Source organism: Brevibacterium sediminis (genome assembly GCF_013623905.1).
GTDB lineage: Bacteria > Actinomycetota > Actinomycetes > Actinomycetales > Brevibacteriaceae > Brevibacterium > Brevibacterium sediminis.
Window position 1 is genome coordinate 290,744 of record NZ_JABKDD010000002.1, and the last position, 22,569, is coordinate 313,312.

Here is a 22,569-nt window from a genome sequence, read left to right on the forward strand (position 1 = left end):
CCCAGCGTGACGGTTCAGTGCTTGCCGTGGTGAATCCCGGAACCGGAGTCCGCGAATTCCTTCTCGGCGAGCAGATGGGTGGAGTGTTCGTCACCGTCAGCCGCACCGGATGCCGCACGCTCGTGGAAGTGCGTGATCGCCTTGTTGGGCCACCACATCTTGTCGCCCACGAGTCCGAAGATCGAGGGGACGATGATGGTGCGGACGATGATCGTGTCGACCAGTACGCCGACTCCGACGATGAGGCCGAGCTGGCCGAGCACCATCAGCGGCAGCATGCCCAGCGCCGCGAACACTCCGGCCAGGACGATGCCGGCGCTCGTGATGACGCCGCCGGTGTGGGCGACTGCCTCGACCATGCCCTGGCGTCCGCCGTGGAGGACAGATTCCTTCTTCGCACGGTGGGCGAGGAAGATCGAGTAGTCGATGCCGAGTGCCACGAGGAAGAGGAACGCGAGGATCGGCACCTGCGAATCGAATGCGGACTGACCGAAGATCGTCCGTGACAGGAACGCGCCGAGCCCGATGGCCGCCGCGGAGGAGACCACGTTGACCAGCAGCAGGGTGAACGCCGCGATGGGTGCACGGAGGATGACGAGCAGGATGATGAAGCTGATCGCCAACACCATCGGAACAATGGTCATGAAGTCTTTCTGATTGCCGTCACGGGCGTCGAGCTCCGTGGCCGCTGCACCACCGACCTGAGCGTCGGCTCCGTCGATGGCGTGGACGTCGCCGCGGATGTCCTCAACGAGGTCGAGTCCCTTCGTGCTGTCGGGTGCATACTCGCCGGTCACCATGATCTTCGTGACCGAGGTGCCGTCGATGTTCGTGTCCTCGATCGCCGAGGCGCGCACGACGCCGTTCATATCGTTGACTGAATCGGCGACCTCATCGGCATGGTCGGTATCGGCGACGATCCAGATCGGCTGGGATTCCCCGGGCGGGAAGTGGTCGGCCAGGACATCGAGTCCCTGCGCGGATTCGGACTGGACCCGGAACTTCTCGGTCTGGTCGAGACCGATCGAGGATCCGATGAACCCGGTGGCCATGACACCGAGGATGACGATCCCAGCACCGAGGTGGAGCCCCGGCCTGCGGACCACGCGGGTGGCGATGGTCCGCCAGATCGAGGTCTTGGCCGCACCCGCACGTGCGGTCGCACCCTCAGGTGCGGTGGCACGGCCGGCGGCGGCTGCCTCAGCGGGGGTGAGCTCTTCATCCGTGCTCTCCTCGGCCTTCGGGATGAAGGGCCAGAACATCTTCTTGCCGCAGATCGCGAGCACGGGCGGCAGGGCGAAGAGGACGGCGGCTGCGGAGATGAGCAGGCCGACGGCCGCGGTGATGCCCAGGCCGCGGGTGCCGGGGATGATCGCGAAGACGAGGCTGAGCAGGGACAGCACGACGGTGAGGTTCGAGGCGAGGATCGTCGTGGCGGTGTGCGTCCAGGCGTCAGCGAGCGCGCGGCGGTGGTCGGTGAAGCGGCGCAGCTCCTCGCGGTAGCGGGAGATGAACAGCAGCGCGTAGTTCGCTCCGGCGCCGAAGACGAGGACGCTGATGATACCCGCGTCGAACTGCAGGTCGAGCCAGTCGCCGACGGCCGCGGTCACGGTCGAGGCGAGTCCGTCGGCGGTGCCGATGACGATGAGAGGCAGCAGCCACAGGATCGGTGAGCGGTAGGTGATGATGAGCAGGAGGGCGACGATGACGATGGTGACGATGAGCAGCGTGAAGTCCGCGCCGTTGAATGCCGAGGCGATGTCGGCGCCGATCGCGGGACCGCCGGTGACCAGCAGGGACATGCCCTCATCGGTCAGTCCTGAAGCGGTCGGGTCGTCGGCGATGGCGGTGCGCAGGTCGTCGACGGTCTCGGCGGTGTCGGAGTTCGTCAGGCCGACCGTGATGGGCACCATGAGCAGCGCGGCCTGTTTGTCGTCGCTGAGGATCGGTCCGGTGACGGTCTCGGTGGATTCGTCGCCGACGGAGTCGCCCAGCGAGGAGCCGAGCTTCTTCAGCTCGGCCTGGTCGTCGGCGGAGAGTTCGGATCCGTCCTCGTTCGAGGCCACGACCATGACGGACTGTTTGTCCGCCTCGGGGAATTTGTCGAGGATCTTCTGTGCCTGAGTCGATTCGGAATCGGCCGGTGCGGTTTCGTTGGGCCGGTCTTCTCCTGCCCCGGACAGGAGTCCGAAGAGCAGGGCGACGAGGACGACGATCCCGCCGAGGACGAGCCACGAACCGCGCTTCGATGTCAGCGTATGTGCGGTTTTCGCCAGTGGTGAGTTCATGACTCCAGTCCATCAATCTATGGAGTCACACACATCGCCTGTGAGTTCGGATTCGATCTGCAACTTTCGATGGAGAAAACGCGCTGAACTGGGGCGATAGGTTTTCTGAGGGTGGAGGTTCCGCGGAGAGTCGGCGACTCAGACGAGCTCAGCGCCCGCCTTCTCGACCTTCGAGAGGGCGGCTCTGCTCGACTCGCCTCCGACGCCCGCGACGAGGTCGGTGAGCACGCGAACGCTCAGCCCCGCGCTCAGCGCGTCGAGTGCGGAGGCGCGTACGCAGTGGTCGGTGGCGATGCCGACGACGTCCACCTCGGTGATGGTGAGATCGCCAAGAAGCTCGCCGAGGCGGCTCCCCGTGTCCGTGATCCCCTGGAAAGCCGAATAGTCGGGTTTACCTTGGCCCTTGCGGACTTCATGGGTGATGGCCGCGGTGTCGAGGAGAGGATCGAAAGCTGCGCCGTCGGTGCCTGCGACGCAGTGGACGGGCCAGGAATCGACGAAGTCCGGGGAGTCACTGAAGTGGCCGCCGTTGTCATTGTCGGCATCGTGCCAGTCACGGGAAGCGATGATGGCATCGTAGTCCCCAGCATGTGCTGTGAGGTGAGCGCTGATGCCTTCGGCGACGGCGTCACCGCCGGTCACGCCGAGCGCGCCGCCTTCGGTGAAGTCATTCTGGACATCGACGATGAGGAGTGCCTTGGCCATGCCTTGAGCATAGGCGTTTCTGCGTGGAATTCCAGAGATGTGGCGAATGGGGACGGAAATCCAGTGCTGTGGCGAATCGGAGGGTCGAGCGATTCGTGTCGGCGCGGCTCAGCCGGTGGGTTTGTCGGCGAACCAGTAGAACTGGGAGAACTGCTGCGAACGCCCCAGCCCCAGATCGCCCTTGGCGAAGCGACGGACCTCTTTGACCATGCTCCTCTCCCCCGCCGCCCAGACGTACAGTCCGGCGCTATCGAGGTCGAGTCCGCGCAGGTGATCGGCCACGGATCGATCCGTGCGATACTGCGGGGCCGCCTCGGCGCTCACACCCTGACTCACCCAATGCCACGTCGCGTTGGGGTGTGCCGACTGCGGGAGCCCTGGCACCTCGGCCGGGTCGGCAGTGATCGCCACGGTGATGGCAATGTCGGCGGGGACGGCTTCGCACCAGGAATTGATTGCCGGCAGCGCGGTGAGGTCCCCCACCAGGAGGAGGCGGGAGGTGTCGTCAGGCAGGTCGAGACGGGCCGGGGTGAGGGCGGCTTCAATGGTGTCACCTGGGCGGACATGAGCCGCCCAGCGAGCAGCGGGACCGATGTCGGACGTGGATTCCGCCTCAATCGGGCTTGTCGAGGCTGCCGGGCCTGCCTGACCCGCAGAAACTGCCGGGTCCGCCGGAATTGCCCGGTTTGCCGGGCCGCCCGAATCGGCTTCCCCGAGGTCACCGTGGAGGACGAAGTCGAGGCTGAACGTCCCGGCGTGGAGGTCGATGGCCGAGAACGTGTAGCCGCGCTGACTCAGGTGGCCCTCGCCCTTCTCCGGGTGCGGGAACCACAGCCGGGTCCACAGAGTCGGGAAGACCTCATCGAGTTGGGCCAGCAGTTCGGCACCGGAGAAGTGGATCCGACGGTAGGTCGGGGTGAAGTCCGTGACCCCGGTGACGACCACTTCGTGATTCGTGATTCGCATCAGCCGCATCACGCCGCGCTGCCAGTTGACCATTCGCTCCACCCCTCGTTCGCACGTCTTTGCTTAGCCTACCCTAAGCAAACAGCGCCGGTTGCGTGAGTCAGCGGATCAGACGCTTCGCGATGGGCGTGTGTGGAGTGGATCAGACCCAGCCTCGGGCTTCGAAGATGCGGTGGTAGATCTCGCGGACGACGGCCTGCTTGCGGGCGTTGTAGCCCATGACCGTCTCCCCGACCGCGTTCGATTCCGCGGCCGAGGTCCGCTTCACCGACTCGTAGGCCTCGCGCTCGTCCGCATGCTCCCGCAGCCGATCTCGGAAGAGCCGCATCCGTGCCACTTCCGCGCACCGGGGTCCGAAGACGTGGAGATTGTATTCAGGCTGCCCGGGGGCCGGGTCGAGCCGCTTGAACATCCGATGCTCGTACCACGCAGGTTCGCGGAGGGTGAGATCGAATCCCGCTTCGGCGAGCGCGGGGACATAGTCATCTTCGGCCGTGGGGTCGGCTACGACGAGGGCGATGTCGATGATCGGTTTCGCGGGCAATCCCGGCACCGAGGTGGACCCGACGTGGTCGATGCCGACGAACGCACTGCTCGGGCTCAGGGCCCGACGGATCCGGTGGGCCGCCTCGGCGAAATGATCGGTCCAGGCGGGGTCGTGGTCAACGATGGCGATCACGGACGGCGGCGCGGTCGGTCGCGTCCAGAGATCGGGATCCTTGACATCGTTGAAGGTGATGATGTCAGCGATCGCGGCTGACATCGGATCGGCGAACACACCGCCCGCGGCCTCCTGCTCAGAGGAGTCACCAGCGGACGGCTGCGTCATGCCTCAGGCCTGCTTGAGGGCGTGCTTCTCGGCCTTCTTCGCAGCTTTCCTGGCAGCCTTTGCGGCCGCCTTGTCGATGGCCTTCTGGTTCTCACCGGCGCCGATGAGGAGCAGCAGTCCGCCGAGCGCGGCGAGGTTCTTCGAGAACTGGGTCTGGTGAGCCTTCGCCTCTCCGCCTTCCATCTCCCAGAAGGAGTGTCCGGCGAGCGTGGTCGGGATGAGGGACCCGGCGAGTGCGAGTGCCGACAGTCGCGGCTTGATGCCCAGCAGCAGGGTGGTGCCGGCGAGGATCTGGACGCCGCCATTGATGCGCACGAGCAGCTCGTTGTCGTCGGGCAGCCCGGGCACGTATTCGCGGATGGCGTCCAGGGTCGACTCGGCCATCGCTGCTTTGCCTGCCGGATCAGTGACGGCCGAGTATCCGCCGCTGATGAAGATCGGTGCGGTGAACACGCGTCCGGCGGTCTGCAGCAGCGAAGGTCCGAAGGTCATATGAGGCTCCTGTGGGTTTGGGATTGCGGTTGATCGGGTTTTGAGCCTAGCCGACGCCGGGGCCGAGCCTCAAGATTCGGGGCCGGCCTTCGCCTTGATGCCCAGTTCCGGCTGCTTGCGGAACTGGCCGGTGACGACGAGCACTGCGATGACGACCGCTGAGACGATCCAGCCTGCGACTCCGAGGAACGCGACAAGCGCCGGATCCGGAGTCGACGCACCTGCATCGACGAACAGGCCCAGCAACATGGCCCCGCAGCCGTTGAGTGCGGCATGGGCGAATACGGCCGGCCACACGGATCCGGTGCGCAGGCGCAGCCAGCCGAAGAGGATGCCGACCACGATGCAGCCGCCGACCATGAAACCCACACCGGTGAGGTCGGGGCGCCCGAAGTTGTAGCCGAGCAGGATGAGCGGTGAGTGCCACAGGCCCCAGACGACGCCGATGATGAGCAGTGCGGGCCAGGTGCCCAGGGGACGCAGACTGGTGAGCAGCCATCCGCGCCAGCCGAATTCCTCGCCGATCGTGACACCGACATTGGCCACCGAGCTGACGAACATGAGCAACAGGTAGATGGCGATGGCGGCGGCAGTCGGCAATGAGTCCGTGCCGGGAATCGTCTCCAACTGTGCCTTGAACCCGGACAGCCCGTCGAGATCGAGGGCGAGCCATCCGAAGGCCGCGCTGACCAGGTAGCCGAGGACGACGAGCACCATGATCCCGAAGAAGGCGGCGATGGTCATCCCGATGACTCGGCCGAAGCTGCGCAGCGGCCAGTAGCCGAAGTAGCGCGGAGCACTGGCCAGGACCTCTCCCCTGGCACGGGCGCGGCGGCGCTGGATGATGGAGGCGATGATGCTCGCGATGAGCGGAGTGAACATCATGGCGCTGCCGCAGGCCAGAAGCAGAACAGGATCGCCGATCCCCTCCTCGGAGAACCACAGCGGCAGGCAGGCCAGCCAAGCGAGCCCGAAGGCGGTGACGGTGAAGATTCCGATCTCGAGCCACGGGACCCGAGCGGGCACGACGGCGAGCGGCCGTCCTTTCGCGTCGACATCCTCGGCGGGGGTGTGCGATCCATCCATCGCCGAGGCGGCAGAACCGGGCATGGAATCCGTCGTTCCGGGCCGGTGGGGTTGGATAGTGGGTTGAGGTGATGGCTCGGTCGGTCCGGTCGCCTCGGCGAATCCGTTGTGACTGTGCGTCTGCGTGTTCACGGTTCCTCCTCGATCCTGCACTGTGCCCACCGATTCGGCGGTGGTCCGTGCCTGTGATTCCACGCTATGACTCGTCGTTGTTCGACACCTCCGCCGCGAGGATGAAATAGCAATCAGCCGCGCGGGCGAGAACGCTTCCGCAGGTGAGAATCGGAGATACGATGCGAACAGCACAGAATCAACGACGATTCGAATGAAGGAACATCACCATGTCCGATCTCCCCTCGAACGCCCACCACCCCGCAGGCGTTCACAACTCCACCGGCAACCGGGCCGGCGACCACCTCTCCGATTCCGACCATCTGGCCGTCCTCGGCTACGAAGATTCCTTCGAACGGTCGATGAGTCCGTGGGCGAACTTCGCCCTCGGCTTCACCTACCTCTCCCCTCTCGTCGGTGTGTATTCGCTGCTGGCAGTGGCGCTCTCAACCGGTGGTCCGCCCTCGATCTGGTGGATCGTCATCGTTGCCTGCGGACAGCTGCTCGTCGCCCTCGTGTTCGGTGAAGTCGTCTCCCAGTTCCCCATCGCCGGCGGAATCTACCCATGGGCCAGGCGGCTGTGGAGCAAGCGATATGCGTGGATGGCCGCATGGATCTACATCTGCGCACTCATCGTCACGATCACCTCGGTGGCGGAGTTCGGTGCCGGATTCCTCGCGAGCCTCTTCGGCCTCGAACTCAGCCGCAACTCCACTCTGTTCCTCGGCCTGGTGCTGTTGGTGCTGGCCTTGGCGATCAACTTCTCGGGCACGAAATGGTTGGCCCGCATCGCGCGCATCGGCCTTTTCGCCGAGCTCATCGGCGTCATCGGGCTCGGCCTGTTCCTGCTCATCTTCGAACGCAAGCACAGCTTCTCCGTCTTCTTCGACACCATGGGCACCGCGGGCGACGGCAGCTACCTGCCCGTCTTCATGGGAGCTGCAGTCGCCGGGCTCTTCCTCTTCTACGGATTCGAAGCCTGCGGCGACGTCGCCGAGGAGGTGTCGAATCCGGCTCGCGGCATCCCGAAGGCGATGCTCATGACGATCCTCGTCGGAGCGGTCTCGGCCCTGTTCTCCTTCGGCGGGTACGTGCTCGCGGCACCGAATCTCGAGGAGATCGTCTCCGGTGAGGTCGCCGACCCGATTCCCGCGATCCTCGAAGGCAGCCTCGGAGCGGTGGGGGCGAAGATCTTCCTCGTCGTCGCTGTCCTCGCATTCATCTCCTGCGTGCTCAGTCTGCAGGCCGCCGCATCGAGGCTGATCTTCAGCTTCGCCCGCGATGGAATGATGCCCGGGCACCGGTGGCTGTCGAAGGTCACCGACGGGACGAAGATCCCGCACAATGCGCTCATCGTCGCCTGCACGGCACCCGCGCTGATCTGCGTGCTCATCTGGTTCAACGACGGAATCCTCGTCGCTGTGACCTCGTTCGCGATCCTCGGCATCTACCTCGCCTTCCAGATGGTCGTCCTCGGGGCGCTGCGGCAGCGGCTGCGCGGGTGGAAGCCGGCGGGTCCGTGGTCGCTGGGCGGTTGGGGAATCATCGTCAATTTCGCCGCACTGGCCTACGGCATCTTCGCTATGGTCCTGCTCTCGCTGCCCGGCGACTCCGGATCGTTCTTCGCCGACTGGATCGTGCTCATCGGTCTGGTCGTCGTGCTTGTCGCCGGATTCATCTATCTGTTCACGGCACGTCCGGATCGGAAGTCCGACGCTCCCGAAGGTGACGCCATCGCCGTCGCCGAGGCGATCCGGGCACACCGCGCGAAGCAGTAACTCACGCGGGTCGGGCGCGGCCCCGGATCAGACCCCGAACTCTGGCGCGAAGGCCAGGGCGCCCTCGGGTACCTCGCCTCCCAGCGGCATCGCCATGAGCGCTTCGTCGGGAACGTCGACGTGCAGGGTAATGCCGAAGCCTGAGGCTGGGGTGAACCCGAAGCGCGGATAGTACTCGGGGTGGCCGAGGACGACGGCGAATGCCTCACCACGGCGGGCCGCCTCGGCGAGGAGCGCTTCGATCACCGCAGTGCCTGCGCCAGTGCGCTGGTGCTCGGGCCATACGGAACAGGGCGCCAGGCAGACGCCTGGGGCCTCGCCGACGAAGCAGCGGGAGAGCATCGCGTGGGCGATGACCTCACCTTCGAGCACTCCGACGAACGACAAGCCCTCGACCCCATTGCCGGATCCGCGGAGGGCGTCGACGAGCTCTGCCTCGTCAACCTGGCCGAATGCAGCTGCGGTCAGCGCGTGGATGGCGTCGAAGTCGCCGGAAGTCTCAGGGCGGACGGTGAACTGAGGTACGGGAGGATTCGTCACCCGCTCACGATAGCAATCGGCGGGGCCGCCTCGGCGAGATTCCATCGCCTCACTCACCCCATTCACATAAAAATACATTCCAATGCATAACAATTCGACAATCGACGGAGACTCACGTTACGCTGGTGACATGTCGAAAGTACTGTCTTCGCTCCCAGTCGGTGAGCACGTTGGAATCGCCTTCTCCGGCGGTCTGGACACCTCCTGCGCGGTCGCGTGGATGCGCCACAAGGGCGCCATCCCGTGCACATACACGGCCGATATCGGCCAGTACGACGAGCCCGACCTGGAGTCGGTGACCGATCGCGCCAAGGAATACGGTGCCGAGATCGCTCGCTTCGTCGACGCCAAGCGCCTGCTCGTCGAAGAAGGCTTCGTCGCCCTCCAGTGCGGTGCGTTCAACGTCCGCTCCGGAGGCAAGACCTACTTCAACACCACTCCCCTCGGCCGCGCTGTCACCGGGACCATGCTGGTCCGCGCCATGAAGGAGGACGGCGTCGACATCTGGGGCGACGGCTCGACCTACAAGGGCAACGACATCGAGCGGTTCTACCGGTACGGCCTCATGGCCAACCCGAAGCTGCGCATCTACAAGCCCTGGCTCGACTCGGAGTTCGTCGACGAGCTCGGCGGCCGACAGGAGATGAGCGAATGGCTCGTCGAACACGGCTACCCCTACCGCGACTCGGCCGAGAAGGCCTACTCCACGGATGCGAACATCTGGGGCGCCACCCACGAGGCGAAGACCCTTGAGTTCCTCGACGCCGGACTCGACATCGTCGAACCGATCATGGGCGTCGCCGCCTGGCGCGATGACGTCGAGGTCAAGTCGGAAGAGGTCTCGGTCCGCTTCGAAGCCGGCCGCCCAGTCGCCATCAACGGCGAAGTCTTCGACGATCCCGTTGCCCTGGTCTTCAAGGCCAACGAGATCGGCGGCCGCCACGGGCTCGGCGTTTCCGACCAGATCGAGAATCGCATCATCGAGGCGAAGTCCCGCGGCATCTACGAGGCCCCGGGCATGGCACTGCTGCACGTGACCTACGAACGCCTGCTCAACGCCATCCACAACGAGGACACCATCGCCCTCTACCACGAAGAGGGCCGCCGCCTCGGCCGCCGGATGTATGAGGGACGCTGGCTCGACCCGCAGTCGCTCATGCTGCGCGAGTCCATGCAGCGGTGGGTCGCCTCGGCGATCACCGGCGAGGTCACCCTGCGCCTGCGCCGCGGCGACGACTACACGATCGTCAACACCGAGGGCCCGAACCTGTCCTACCACCCGGAGAAGCTGTCGATGGAGCGTGTGGGCGACTCCGCCTTCGGCCCCGAGGACCGCATCGGCCAGATGACCATGCGCAATCTCGACATCGCCGATTCGCGTGCCCGCCTCGAACAGTACGCCGCCATGGGCATCGTGTCCGGCCCGACTTCGGAACTCGTGGGCTCACTGGAGGCCGGCGGCGCCGAGGAGATCGCGAACTCCAACGCCGAGGTGGACGAAGCCAGTGACCTCGCCAACCTCTCCTCGGCCTTCGACGCCGGCACGGACTGAGGTCCCGCGTCGGACTGAGGTTCTGACCCGGCACAGGTCCCGGTCGGGCTGAGCCTCGTCCGAACCGGAGGTCCCCCGAACTTCCGGAGACACTGCGCAGCATGAGACTCGCGGCCTCCGGTTGAGAACAGAGAGCGGCCGGCAGGCGCACTCCTCGATCATCACTATCGACGGAGTCCGCCTGTCGGCCGCTCTTTCGGCTCGGACCTGTTCTGCTACCCGTCGGCCGTATCGAACCGTTGCAAACGCTCAGACCGGGGTCATCGCCGTGCTCGTTCAGACAACACCGAAGGCGGACAGCGCTGTTCGACGTGCGACGTCCAGCGCCTCGCGCAGAGGTCGTCTTCGATGCCCCTCAGAGAGGATCTCAACACCCCATGGGCCGTCATAGCCGATGGCCTTGAGCGTCTCGATGAAACCGCTGACATCTTGGTGCCCATCACCGATGAGGCGACGATTGTCCCTGGTGTCTTCGAACAATGTCCCGACAGCGGTTTCGTCGGCATCGCAGAGTTCGACACCGAAGACCTGGTCCGCAGTCAGAGCGCTTCGCAGTTCCTCCAAAGAGGTGCCTGCACGGAAGACGTGCCAGTAGTCGACGACAAGGCCAGCAGCTGGGTGGTCGACGCGTCGAATAAGCTCGGCGCCCTGCGGAATCGACGCGATCATGCCGAACGGTAGAGGCTCGAGCGCGACCTTCGTGCCATAGGTCTCCGCCTCCTCCGCCAAACGTCGCAGCGGTTCGACGAAAGGCTCGACATCCTCTACGGCGGGGACACTGTCAGTGCCGATCTTGATGAAAGCAGCATCGAGTTTTCGCGCCGCTTCGAGCAGTTCCTCCCAATGCCCACGCCATCCCGCGTTGGGTCCCCTCCACCATCCGGAGCACAGTTCGACCTCGACATGGCGCAATCCTGCACCGCTGATCTCTTCAGCCAGTGCGTCGTAGCCGATCGTGTCCCGAATTGCTCTCAGATCATCGAGGACAAATCCGAGACCTGCCCATCCGGTGGCCGCGACTTCTCTCACCCGGTCGAGGGGATCGAAGGGACTGCGTTCACTCGCCCGCATCGGGGCGGCATCCCCGGCACTCGTCCAACAGGTCGCAATCAGTTCTATCCCGGTCACTGCTCGTCACGCATCCTTCTCCACTCGCGGAATCTGTAGGCCATTCCCGTTTCGACCCCTTCCTCCATCTTCTCCAATGAGATGCCGCGAGTCTCGGGCACCTGCGTGGCGATGAAGATCAATGCCACGACTCCGACGATCGCGAAGATGAAGAAGACGCCGGAGATTCCGACACCAGCCACCAGCGACGGGAAGACTAAGGCGATGACGCCGTTCATCCCCCATCCGAACAGTTGCGATACCCCGATTCCGACACCGCGCATCGGCAGCGGGAACACCTCGGCGAGCCAGACCCACACGGCGACGTTGAGGAACGACTGCATGGAGGCTACGAAACCGACGATGAGAGCGAGGATGACCCATGCTCGCAGCGGATTGTCCTCGGCCATGAATTTCGAACACAGTCCGATAAGGAGATGGAACGTCGTCGTCAGAGACAGACCCGTGATGAAGGTGGTGCGCCTGTCGACACGATCCATCATGTACAGGGCGAAGAAGCCGCCGAGCACGGCGACCACACCTGGGGCGATGTTGGCAATGAGCGCGGCGTTCTCCGCGAAGCCGGATTCGATGAGGACGACCTGACCGTAGTACATGATCGAGTTGATTCCGGTGAGCTGCTGACAGACCGCAACACCCATTCCGACGAGGACGATCCTGACCAGCCATTTGTTGAACACGAACTTCCGGTAGCCGACTCGTTGGTCGCCGGTCGACGCCTCAGCAACGACTTCGACGGCCCCGAGTTCGGCGCGAGCCCGTTCCTCGGTACGGACGGACATGAGGACCGCCAGGGCCTCATCCCGGCGATTATGCTCGACGAGCCACCTCGGCGATTCTGGCATCCGAAGCATGCCGATGAAGAGACAGACGGCCGGTATCGCACAGATGGCGAACATGACACGCCAGATCCCGTCGATGTGTCCCCACACGTTGCCGATGATGGCGTTGACGACGAACGCCGCAAGCTGTCCCGTGACGATTGCGACTTCGTTGCGTCCGCTGATCGAACCACGAATCTCGTGCGGTGCGAGCTCCGACAGATACACCGGCACGACGATCGAGGCCCCGCCGACTGCGAGGCCGAGAAGGATCCGGCCGACCACCAGCAAAGCGACGTTCGGCGCGAGAACAACGACCAACGTGCCGAGGAAGAACATCAGCGCGAGGTAGAGGATCGTGCGTCGGCGGCCGATCATGTCGCAGATCTGACCGCAGGTGACTGCGCCCACAGCAGCGGCGAAAACGAGCGAACTCGTCACCACTCCTTCGCTGACTGCAGTGAGGCCGAGCTCCTGGGACATCGGCCGGAGCGCGCCGTTGATGACACCGGTGTCGTAGCCGAACAGAAGGCCGCCGAAACAGGCGACGACCGAGATCAGTCCGATCCTCTTCCTGAACGGTCCGGTTTTCGGCATGTCCGGTAATGCTGAGTCCCGGAGTGTCGGTGACTCTGTTGAATTGGCAACCACGATGGTCTCCTCACATTGTGCTTCGTTGCACTGTCATTGATGTCGCCGTACGGTTCGTCGAACCGCTCACCTATCCAGGTCGACGCGAACGACTCGTCCTTCTCTGGCCGAGAGTTCGGCCGCATCGGCCAACAGCAGCGCCGCACGACCGTCTGCGAAGGTCGAGCAGCGGGATTCCTCCCCTCTGACGAGTCGGCTGAACTCGCGCAGCTCCTCGAGGTAGGCTTCCGCGTAGCGCTCAAGGAAGAAGTGCTGATAGGGCGTAGTGGTCTTCACTGCTGTCGCATTCGAGTAGCTGACCAGGCTGGTGCCCGCATTGCCGACCTCGAGCATGCCCTCACCGCCGAAGATCTCGATCCGCTGGTCGTAGCCGATCGAACTGTGACGCGAATTGGTGATCGAGATCTGGACTCCGGTCGAGGTCCGCATCGTCACCATGGCGGTGTCGAAGTCCGACGTCTGTTTGGCACCGTCGTCGAACAGCTGCGAGCCGGTCGCGAAGACCTCGACGATGTCCGGGGCGAAGTAGCGCGCCATGTCGAAGTCGTGGATGGTCTGGTCCCGGAACATGCCTCCGGTCGTTCTGAGATTCTCAACGGTCGGCGGGGCGGGATCGCGGCTGATGATCGCCAGCTGCTCGAGATCACCGACCTCACCGGCGATGAGGCGCTCTCGAGCGAGTGAGAAGTCACGATCGAATCGCCGGTTGAAGCCGACAGCAAATGGAACGCCGGAGCCTTCGACCACGGGGGCAAGCTTGTCGACTCGGGCGATATCAAGGTCGATCGGCTTTTCGCAGAGCACGGGTATTCCGGCCGCGATGGCCCGCTCGATGAGGTCGGCGTGGGTCGAGGTCGGCGAGGCGATGACGACCGCATCGAGATCGCCGGAGGCGAATGCCTCTGCCGGGTCGGCCGTCGCGCGGGCTCCTCTTTCGGCTGCGATCGCCTCTGCTCCGGCGATGTAGGGATCGATCACCCAGGTCAGGGTGGTCTCCGGCAGAGCCGCGATGTTCGCAGCATGGACCTTTCCGATGCGGCCGGTCCCGATGAGACCGATGCGCAGCTGTTCGTTCGTCATAGGAATTCTCTCCTCGTTCGATGTTCGCGGTTCGCTGTGGAACGGATGATGGGGGTCTTCGGCGCGGTGCGCCGGAGCGTTCAGAAGTCGATCTCGTCGAGCCGGACGGGTATCCCGCGCCGCACTGATTCTTCGGCGGCCACTGCCAGTCTTGCTGCGACGATGCCGTCGGACGGCAGTGTCAACGACGTGGCATCGCCGTCGATGACCGCGAGGAAGTGTCGGATCTCGCGGCGGAATGCCGGCTCGAACCGTTCGACGAAATCCGCGTAAGTCGACTCCGGAGGAGACACGCCGGGTTCCGTCGAGACGACCGGTGACTTCGAGTCGACGCCTGCTGCGTATGCGGCGTCACTTCCGTAGACGACGGTGTTGACATCTTGGCCGGAGGCGATGTTGCGTGCGCCGCTGATGAGCGCTTGCACCCCGGATTCGAAGGTGATGACGGCCGTGGCCGTGTCGAGATCGCCGCTGTCCGCGTATGCCTGTTCGTCGAGCACTGACCCCGAGGCGTAGATCGACACCGGCCTTTCCCCCAACAGCCAGGGAATCGTGTCGAATTCGTGGATGAGCAGGTCACGCCATACTCCGCCCGAGGTGGGGATGAACTCCGGATCGACATGGAAGTGATCGTGTCCGGCCGAATGGATGACTCGGATGGTTCCCATATCTCCGCTGTGGATGCGCTCTCTGAGGCTCTGGAACCCTTCGTCGTACCTGCGGTGGTAGGCGACCATGATGGGTACGTCGAGCGCTTCGAACTCCGCAGACAGGGCCGCGGTCTCTTCGAGCTTGAGTCCGATCGGCTTCTCGAGGAGGACGGGGACGCCAGCTGTCAGCGCTGTCCGTGCGAGCTCGGGGTGGGTGTGTGTCGAACTGGCGATGATGACACCGTCGAGCCCGTCGGTCCAGTCCTCGGTGAGCACCACAGTGCTGATGACGGGACTGTTGTCGCGACCTGCGGGAGCGTGAGCACCTCGAAGGTCCGGCCCGGCCTCCGGGGCCAGCTCTGACTGCAGCTGCGCTTTGGCGTCTTCGAGCTTGCCTTCGGTGCGGCCGATCAGCACGAGCTCGTCGACTCCCGGTTCCTGCGCGATGTTGCGAGCGTGCATTCGGCCGATCCTACCGAGACCGACGACGCCGATCCGTGTGCTCATCGGTTCTCCTCGATGATCTGCTTGAGATAACTGAGGCTGGCGCGAGCCTGGTCGATCGGTCCAGAGCCGCGCGCCGGCTCGTCGGCAACGACGGTGTCCTGTTCGAGGGTGAACCAGCCGTCGAATCCGGCGCGGATGAGAGTGCCGACGATCGAGTCGATGTCGATGTCTCCCTGGCCGAGCGGCTGGTACATTCCGTCGACGACGGCATCGTAGTATGTCTGTTCGCCGGCCTGGACACGACGAGCTCGGTCGAGCGCGACGTCCTTGAGGTGCGCATGGGAGATGCGCCCCGTGTGCTTCTGCACGAATTCGACCGGGTCCACTCCGCCGATGAACATGTGTCCGGTGTCGAAGCAGAAGTCGACGTCGGTGCCGTTGAGAATGTGGTCGACATCATCCTGGGTTTCGACCATGGTGCCCACATGCGAATGCAGGCTGACGGTGACTCCCCGGGCTTTCGCGGCTTCGAGGATGCGGTCGATGTTGCGGTAGACGGTCTTCCAACCGGCGTCATCGAGCTCAGGGCGTTTGGCGTCGTAGCCGTCGACGCCCGTCGCTGCTGCCAGGACGAGAGTGTCGGCACCGGCGGCGACATATGCTTCGAGTTCCCGCTCGAGCTCCGGCAGCGGGTCGTGTTCTGGGTCATGGATGATGGCTGGGTAGAATCCGCCGACGGCCTGCATGGAGTGCCGTCTGAGGGTCTCTGCGCGGCCCACTGCGTCATCGGGAAGGAAACCTTCGGGACCGAATTCGGTGGCGTCGAAGCCGAGTTCCTGCATTTCTGTGAGGACCCGTTCAGGGCTCAGTTGAAAACCCCAGTCAGGGACTTCGCAGACTCCCCAAGAGATGGGGGCTGCGGCGATCTTGACGGTATTACTCACTGGTTAACTCCTTTGCCTACGGTTGCCGGCTCGGCCGCTCGGTCCACCTCGTTGACCGCAGCCTCAGGTCTGCCTCCTTTGAGGACGGTGTCCACGGCCCGGGCGGCGGCGATGAAAGTGGCTCGGCTGGCTTTGGCGCTCAATCCCATCACATGAGGGCTCAGCACGGTGCGCGGGTGCTGGTAGAGGGGGTGTGGCTGCGGCGGCTCGGATTCGAATGAGTCCAAACCGACTCCCCCGAGCTTGCCCGATTCGAGCCCGGCCAGTGCCGCGTCTTCGTCGATCAGTCCACCACGGCTGGTGTTGATGAGGATCGCTCCGTCTTTCATCGTTTCGACCGCGCGGGCGTCGATCATGTGACGGGTGCTATCGAGCAGCGGCACATGGAGGGTGACGATGTCGGATGCGCGCAGGATCTCGTCGACCGTCTCGGCCCTGTTGGCCCGGGGCACCTCGGCGACGGGGTCGTACGCGAAGACAGTCATTCCGAAGGCCTCGGCGATCGCCTTCACCCGGCGGCCGATGTTGCCGAATCCCACGATTCCCAGGGTCGCTCCGTCGAGATCGCCGACCGGGACGCTGGTGCGCTCGGCCCATCCTCCGGAGCGAACGATCTCGGTCAGCGGGCCCAAGGATTTGACCAGTTGCAGCATGTGGGCGAAAGCGCCTTCGGCGACGGCCGTCGAGTTGACCCCGGGCGTGATCGCGACGGGGATCCCCCGCTCGGTGGCAGCGTCGACATCGACATCGTCGACGCCGACACCGGTGCGGGCGATGACCTTGAGGTTGGGCATCGAGTCGAGTTCTGCCGGACCGACCTTGACGGCGGCGCGGACTATTGCGCCTTCGGCCTTCGCGTAGTCCTCAGCTTCGGGGCTCTGGACGAAGTCGACACCGCGTCCTAGTTCACCCTCGACGAGGTTCTTCGGCACCGGTCCGAGACCGATGACGATGGTCTTCTCAGGCATCGACGGTCTCCCTCCTGGTCGAGTCGGCAGCGGTCCGAGTCGACGCCGAGGTGCCTTCGACCGGTTCGACGCTCTGCCAGCTCTCGGTGGCGATGGCGCGCTCACCCGCGTAAACAACGCGGTTCGCGGCCAGTGCGTCGTGGACGTCGGCGTGGATTGATTCCTGACCGACGTGGGCGAGGAGGAACTTCTTCGCTTCGATGACCTTGAGGTCGTCGTAGCCCATCGATGTGCCTGCCCCCGGTTGGAATTTCGAGAAGTCACCGAATTCGGAGCTGGCCATGATGCGGGTGAAGCCCACGTGCGGGCCCTTGTGACCGAGCGCGAGTTCGAGTTCGTTCATCCGCTCGAAGTTCCATCGCAGTGACCCTTCGGTTCCGTAGACCTCGAGGGAATACTCCGCGCGGGGTCCGACACACACCCGCGAGGCTTCGAGGGTCCCGACGGCGCCGGCTCCCTGAGCGTCAGGGCCGAAGTGGACGAGCAGGCCGGCGTAGTCCTCATTTTCGACCGGTGCCATCTCACCGCCTTCGACGACGTCGAAGTGGGTGCCGCTGCCCATCTCGAGTTTGGGGCGTTCGGTGTAGGCCGTGTTGGCTACCCCGGTGACCTTGTCGATCGGGCCGACGACGTAGTGGGCGAGGTCGGTCAGGTGTCCGAGGAGATCTCCGAGGACGCCGGATCCTGCGAGTCCGCGGATGAAGCGCCAGGACAGTGCGCCGTTCGGCTCGGCCGAGTAGTCGGCGAAGAATGCGCCGCGCACGTTCGTGATGCGTCCGAGCTTGCCTTCAGCGATGATCTTCCGCGCGTATTCGATGGCCGGGGCGTTGCGATAGTTGAAGCCGACGGCGGTCACGACCTCCGCTGCGTCGGCCGCGTTGACGACGGATTCCGTCTCTTCGGCTGAGCGTCCGACGGGTTTCTCGATCCACAGTGATTTGCCGGCTTTGGCGACTGCGGTGCCGATCTCTTCGTGGAGGAAGTTCGGTGCGCACACGGAGACGACGTCGACGTCCGGGTGGTTGAGAACGTCGTTGTAATCACTCGTCGAGCTCTCGTATCCGAGCACGTGCTCGGCGAATTGGGCGCGTTCGTCGTTCGTGTCGGCGGCGATGACCAGGCGTGTTCTGATGCCTAGTTCGGGGTAGACGACGGGAACGTTGGAGTAAGCGCGGCTGTGGAGCTGGCCCATCCAGCCGACGCTGATGAGTCCGACTCCGATGGTGGTGGGGTTGTTGCTCATGGTGCTCCTTGAGTAATCGATGATTGCGCGGATGTTCCGCGAAGTTCTGTGTTTTCAGTCGCGCAATGCAGAGATGACTGCAGTGGCGGTGTCGGCCAGCAGGGTCGAATCCGATCCGACCGGCAGGAAGGTGAAACCCTGTCCAGCTCGGGTCGAGGCGACTCCGGCGTCCGCGCTGAGGATGCCTGCCGACTTTCCGTGTTTCCGTGCGGCAGCGACGACCGCCTCGAGGGCGTCGAGGAAGGCCGGTGCGGTGAAGTCCAACGGCACGCCGAGTGCGTAGGACAGATCGAGGGGACCGACGAAGAGGACGTCGACGGCGTCGATCGACGCGATCTCGTCCACCTCGGCGAGGGCACCGGTCGTTTCGATCTGCACGATGGTGATCACCTCGCTATCGCTTGTCTGCAAGGCGTCCTTGTCCATCCCCCAACGCAGGGAGCGGTTATAGGTCGCAACCCCCCGGTCTCCGAGCGGCGGGTAGTGCACGTGCGGAATGATCGTGGCCACCTCGTCGGCGGAGTCCACTCGCGGGAGCATGACTCCGGCAGCGCCCGCGTCGAGGGCGCGGCCGATCCTGATCCGGTCAGGAGTCTCGACTCGGACGAAGGTTCCGGCGCCGTATCCGCCGGCTGCCGCGACCGCGTTTCCGATACCGTCTTCGCTTCCACCGCCGTGTTCGAGGTCGACGAGGATCCAATCGAGTCCTGCCGCGGCGAGGACTTCGATGGCCATGGTGGACCCGAGACCGGCGAAGCTGCCGATGGTCGTCTCTCCTGCGCGGATTCGCGCCGCCAGGGCACCCTTGTCCAAAGGCGTCATCGTTGAGTTCAGATGTGCCATTTCTGGTCCTCCAGCCCCTGTTCGTAGTCGGTACGCAGCTCGGCGACCCAGTCCTGTTCGGCGACTTCGGCGGGCGCGACATCCCAGAAGACACCTGATCCGGGCAGATCGACAAGCGGGATGGTCGGCACGACGATCGCGACGGGTCCGTGGACATCGCGCGTCTCGTTGAGAGCCGAACGGACCTCTTCGGCGCTCGTGGCTCGGATGGTCTTCGCGCCGAGCCCCGAGGCGATCTCGCCGAGGTCGACGTGGAGGTAGTCGCCCGAGAGTCGAGCGGTGTCCTCTTCGCCCCGGTACCGGAAGTCGTTGCCGAACTGCTCGCCGTACTTCATCATCTGCAGGCGGCGGATGACCTGGAATCCGTGGTTCTCCGAGATAACGTAGGTGATGTCCAAATGTTCCTGCGCGGCGGTGAGGATCTCCGTCGGGTTCATGAGGAAGGTTCCGTCGCCGATGAAGACCGAAACACGTCCAGTGCTCTCCGGATCAGCCAGGCGGACTCCGATGCCGGCGGGGATCTCGTAGCCCATGCAGGAGAATCCGAACTCGAGGTGGCAGCGACGGTCGTCGGTGGCGTCCCAGACCTTGAGCAGATCTCCCGGAGGCCCCCCTGCTGCGGCGATGAGGGTGTCACCGGGCTGCGCGTGCTCCTGGAGCAGGCCGATGAGCTGGCCTTGGGTGATGACAGCGTCCGTGTCGGGGATACCCAGTTCGGCATTCTCCGGTGCCAGTTTGTCGAACGCGGTGTCGGGGTCGAGGGCCTTGCTGCGCTGCGGGGCCCAGTCGGCTTTCTGATCGCCGATTTCACGCGCCCAGTCTCCTGGCACCGTGTAGTCGGAGAGGTCCCCGCTCAGTGCCTCGATCCCGAGCTTCGCATCGGAGAGTACTGCGATGGCTCCCTGTTTGATCGCGTCGAGCTCGGCGATGTTGATCGAAACGAATCGCACATCCGGGTTCTTGAACATCGTCTGCGATCCAGTGGCGAAATCGGTCAGTCGCGTGCCGATGCTGAGAATGACGTCGGCCTGTGCGACGAGTCGATTCGTCGCGGGATTGCCTTCGAGTCCGATGCCGCCGAGCACCCAGTCCGCGTCGTTGAGCGCAGAGCCCTTGCCGCCGAACGTCTCGGCGACGGGGATTCCTGTGGATTCGGCGAACTCGGCCAGGGCCTCGCGGGCTTCGGAGTAGTGGACTCCGCCTCCGGCGATGATCAGGGGCTTCTCGGCTGAACCGAGCACGTCAGCCGCCTCGGCGATATCGTTCGGCTGAGGAATCGTGCGACGAATCGTCCAGTCGCGGTCGCGGAACAGGCTGACCGGGAAGTCGAAGGCATGCGACTGGATGTCCTGCGGCAGAGAGAGTACGACGGCTCCGGTCTCCGCGGGGTTCGCCAGCACGCGGAAAGCTTTGGGCAGCGCAGTGATGAGCTGTTCGGGGCGTGTGATCCGATCGAAGAACGCCGAGACAGGACGGAACGCGTCGTTGACTGTCAGCGACGGATCCTGAGGGTTCTCCAGTTCCTGCAGAACCGGTCCTTGGCGCTTGGTCGCATAGGTGTCGCCTGGCAGCAGGAACAGAGGGAGGCGGTTGATCGTCGCCAGAGCGGCCGCTGTGACGAGATTCATCGCGCCGGGGCCGATGGATGCGGTGACGGCGAGCGTCTGCTTCCGGTTGCTCGCCTTGGCCAGGGCACTTCCCGCGTGGGCCAGCGCTTGCTCATTGCGTCCCTGTATGAAGGGAAGGTCGTCGGCGTACTGCGAGAATGCCTGGCTGAAGCCGGCGACATTGCCGTGGCCGAAGATGCCGGCCGCGGCTGGGATGAAACGCCGGCGGTCGCCGTCGAGCACTGAATACTGACTGCTGAGGAACTTGACGACGGCCTGTGCCACCGTCAGGCGGATGGTCGGTTCGTGACTCATGGGTTCTCCTTCGAACGGATGGGGTGCGCTCTTCTGCGCTGAAGTTTCAGTTTTGTGCCGAGTCAGGTCCAGGGGCGGCCGTGGATGACGACGGTCTTCGACTCGGTCATCTCCTCGACGGAGGCCCGCAGTCCTTCCTTGCCGATTCCGCTGGCTTTGAGCCCTCCGTAGGGCATGAGGTCTGCTCGCCACAGCGGAGTCCAGTTGATGTGGATATTTCCGGCATCGATCTCACGCATGTACTGCACGCCGGCGTCGACGTTGTTCGTGAAGATTCCGGCAGCGAGGCCGTAGTCGGTCGAGTTCGCCAGTTCGATGGCCGTCCTGACGTCGGGTGCCGTTGACACGGCCACGGCGGGGCCGAAGATCTCATCCTGGGCGATCGCGGAATGGGGATCAACGCCACTGAGGATTGCGGGTTCGATCATCGCCCCGTCGCGGTCGCCACCGAGTTCGAGGCGCGCTCCGGTGCCGACGGCCTCACGGATGGACTCTTCGACACGTTTGGCCTCGGTCTCAGTGATGAGAGTGCCGACCGTCGTCGAGTCGTCCTCGGGGTTGCCGATCCGGTGCTCACGGACTTTGGCGCTGAGAGCGTCGAGGAAGTCGCCTTGGATGTCTGCGTGGACGATGACGCGCTGCACCGAGATGCAGACCTGACCGGCATTCGCGTACCCTCCGGCGGCGACGGCACTCGCCGCGAGCTCGATGTCGGCGTCGGGAAGGACGACGACTGGTGCCGAAGAACCCAGCTCCAGGGACAGCTTCTTCACTCCGGCGATCGAGGCCAGATGCTCGCCCACCGAGGTGGATCCGGTGAACGAGATCTTCCGGACGCGCCGGTCAGCAGCAAGTTGATCGCCGATCTGTCCGCCGGAACCGGTGAGGACGGAGAGGACTCCTTCTGGCAGCCCGGCATCGATGAAGCATTCGGCCAAAGCCAATGCCGTCAGCGGAGTGGTGCTCGCTGGTTTGAGGATGACGGAATTTCCGGCGGCCAGAGCCGGAGCGATCTTGTGGTTGACCAGCAGTGCTGGGTAATTGAACGGGGTGATGGCCACGACTACTCCAACCGGCTGAGGCAGGGTGAACCCGACTTTGTCCAGACCGGTGCCCGGGTTCGCATCGAGCGGCAGCGTCTGCCCATATAGCTGGGTGCCTTCGAATGCGGCCAAGCGGATGATCGAACCGGAACGGCCGGCCTCGGCGCGAGCCTCTTTGAGGGTCTTGCCGTTCTCGGCAGAGATCACCCGAGCGATCTCCTCGCTGCGCTCATCGGCCAGAGCAGCGGCGCGGAGCAGAATCTCACTGCGCTCGTGGGCCGGAGTCCTCCGCCAAATCTGTGCGCCGTGCGATGCAGACTCGAGAGCAGCCTCGACGTCGGCAGCACCCGAGATCGGGACCTGCCCGACCGTGCGACCGTCGAACGGCGACACTACATCCTTCAGGCCGCCGTCTCCTTCACGAGGGGATTGCCATGCCCCGCCGATGAGCAACTCGCTGCGCGTCATTGCGTACTCCACAT

The 22,569-nt window shown here is 64.5% G+C and carries 19 protein-coding genes; 2 read left to right on the plus strand and 17 right to left on the minus strand.

Annotated elements, in window-relative coordinates:
• Positions 1-14: 14 nt before the first annotated feature.
• The 6 genes from HK108_RS05785 to HK108_RS05810 form a co-directional block, all read right to left on the minus strand.
• Positions 15-2,288: an MMPL family transporter gene (locus tag HK108_RS05785; RefSeq protein ID WP_181270805.1), complete on the minus strand. Its 2,274-nt coding sequence runs from the start codon at positions 2,286-2,288 to the stop codon at positions 15-17.
• A 138-nt stretch (positions 2,289-2,426) separates the two neighbouring features.
• A complete protein-coding gene (locus HK108_RS05790; RefSeq protein ID WP_139467988.1) occupies positions 2,427-2,993 on the minus strand; it encodes an isochorismatase family protein in 567 nt (188 codons plus the stop codon).
• Positions 2,994-3,101: 108 nt separating this feature from the next.
• Complete coding sequence (locus tag HK108_RS05795) at positions 3,102-3,992, minus strand: siderophore-interacting protein (protein WP_181270806.1); 891 nt, start codon at positions 3,990-3,992, stop codon at positions 3,102-3,104.
• A gap of 109 nt (positions 3,993-4,101) precedes the next feature.
• Positions 4,102-4,788, minus strand: coding sequence for a GrpB family protein (locus HK108_RS05800; RefSeq protein ID WP_181270807.1), 687 nt, complete (start codon positions 4,786-4,788; stop codon positions 4,102-4,104).
• Positions 4,789-4,791: 3 nt separating this feature from the next.
• A complete protein-coding gene (locus HK108_RS05805; protein WP_172171684.1) occupies positions 4,792-5,280 on the minus strand; it encodes a DoxX family protein in 489 nt (162 codons plus the stop codon).
• Positions 5,281-5,349: 69 nt separating this feature from the next.
• A complete protein-coding gene (locus tag HK108_RS05810) occupies positions 5,350-6,498 on the minus strand; it encodes a CPBP family intramembrane glutamic endopeptidase (protein ID WP_229663961.1) in 1,149 nt (382 codons plus the stop codon).
• Positions 6,499-6,707: 209 nt separating this feature from the next.
• Between HK108_RS05810 and HK108_RS05815 the strand changes: the two genes are divergently transcribed.
• Positions 6,708-8,255 carry an APC family permease gene (locus HK108_RS05815; RefSeq protein WP_181270808.1) on the plus strand — a complete coding sequence of 516 codons (1,548 nt, stop codon included), beginning with the start codon at positions 6,708-6,710 and terminating at the stop codon, positions 8,253-8,255.
• A gap of 27 nt (positions 8,256-8,282) precedes the next feature.
• Here HK108_RS05815 and HK108_RS05820 read toward each other — a convergent pair whose 3' ends face one another.
• On the minus strand, positions 8,283-8,795 hold the full coding sequence (locus HK108_RS05820; RefSeq protein WP_229663960.1) for a GNAT family N-acetyltransferase: 513 nt from the start codon (positions 8,793-8,795) through the stop codon (positions 8,283-8,285).
• A gap of 130 nt (positions 8,796-8,925) precedes the next feature.
• Here HK108_RS05820 and argG point away from each other — a divergent pair, with 130 nt between their 5' ends.
• On the plus strand, positions 8,926-10,347 hold the full coding sequence (argG, locus tag HK108_RS05825) for an argininosuccinate synthase (protein WP_139467983.1): 1,422 nt from the start codon (positions 8,926-8,928) through the stop codon (positions 10,345-10,347).
• 276 nt (positions 10,348-10,623) lie between these two features.
• Here the strand turns inward: argG and HK108_RS05830 are convergent, their stop codons facing one another.
• The 10 genes from HK108_RS05830 to HK108_RS05875 all read right to left on the minus strand — a co-directional run bounded on the left by HK108_RS05830 (position 10,624) and on the right by HK108_RS05875 (position 22,555).
• The gene (locus HK108_RS05830; RefSeq protein WP_229663959.1) at positions 10,624-11,475 is read right to left on the minus strand and encodes a sugar phosphate isomerase/epimerase family protein; all 852 of its coding nucleotides are present in this window, start codon (positions 11,473-11,475) and stop codon (positions 10,624-10,626) included.
• Positions 11,472-12,893 (minus strand): sugar porter family MFS transporter, encoded by a 1,422-nt coding sequence (locus HK108_RS05835; protein WP_181270809.1) that lies wholly within the window; start codon positions 12,891-12,893, stop codon positions 11,472-11,474. The genes HK108_RS05830 and HK108_RS05835 overlap by 4 nt, the downstream gene beginning before the upstream one ends.
• A gap of 120 nt (positions 12,894-13,013) precedes the next feature.
• The gene (gene iolG / locus HK108_RS05840; protein WP_181270810.1) at positions 13,014-14,027 is read right to left on the minus strand and encodes an inositol 2-dehydrogenase; all 1,014 of its coding nucleotides are present in this window, start codon (positions 14,025-14,027) and stop codon (positions 13,014-13,016) included.
• A gap of 80 nt (positions 14,028-14,107) precedes the next feature.
• Complete coding sequence (locus tag HK108_RS05845) at positions 14,108-15,184, minus strand: Gfo/Idh/MocA family protein (RefSeq protein ID WP_181270811.1); 1,077 nt, start codon at positions 15,182-15,184, stop codon at positions 14,108-14,110.
• Positions 15,181-16,068 carry a sugar phosphate isomerase/epimerase family protein gene (locus tag HK108_RS05850; RefSeq protein WP_229663958.1) on the minus strand — a complete coding sequence of 296 codons (888 nt, stop codon included), beginning with the start codon at positions 16,066-16,068 and terminating at the stop codon, positions 15,181-15,183. The genes HK108_RS05845 and HK108_RS05850 overlap by 4 nt, the downstream gene beginning before the upstream one ends.
• A complete protein-coding gene (locus HK108_RS05855; protein ID WP_181270812.1) occupies positions 16,065-17,036 on the minus strand; it encodes an NAD(P)-dependent oxidoreductase in 972 nt (323 codons plus the stop codon). The genes HK108_RS05850 and HK108_RS05855 overlap by 4 nt, the downstream gene beginning before the upstream one ends.
• Entirely contained in the window at positions 17,029-18,279 is a 1,251-nt protein-coding gene (locus HK108_RS05860; protein ID WP_181270813.1) for a Gfo/Idh/MocA family protein, read from the minus strand. The genes HK108_RS05855 and HK108_RS05860 overlap by 8 nt, the downstream gene beginning before the upstream one ends.
• 54 nt (positions 18,280-18,333) lie before the next feature.
• Complete coding sequence (locus HK108_RS05865; RefSeq protein ID WP_181270814.1) at positions 18,334-19,122, minus strand: HpcH/HpaI aldolase family protein; 789 nt, start codon at positions 19,120-19,122, stop codon at positions 18,334-18,336.
• A complete protein-coding gene (gene iolD, locus HK108_RS05870; RefSeq protein WP_181270815.1) occupies positions 19,110-21,044 on the minus strand; it encodes a 3D-(3,5/4)-trihydroxycyclohexane-1,2-dione acylhydrolase (decyclizing) in 1,935 nt (644 codons plus the stop codon). The genes HK108_RS05865 and iolD overlap by 13 nt, the downstream gene beginning before the upstream one ends.
• A 62-nt stretch (positions 21,045-21,106) precedes the next feature.
• Positions 21,107-22,555, minus strand: a complete 1,449-nt coding sequence (locus HK108_RS05875) for an aldehyde dehydrogenase family protein (protein ID WP_181270816.1) — start codon at positions 22,553-22,555, stop codon at positions 21,107-21,109.
• Positions 22,556-22,569: the final 14 nt, after the last annotated feature.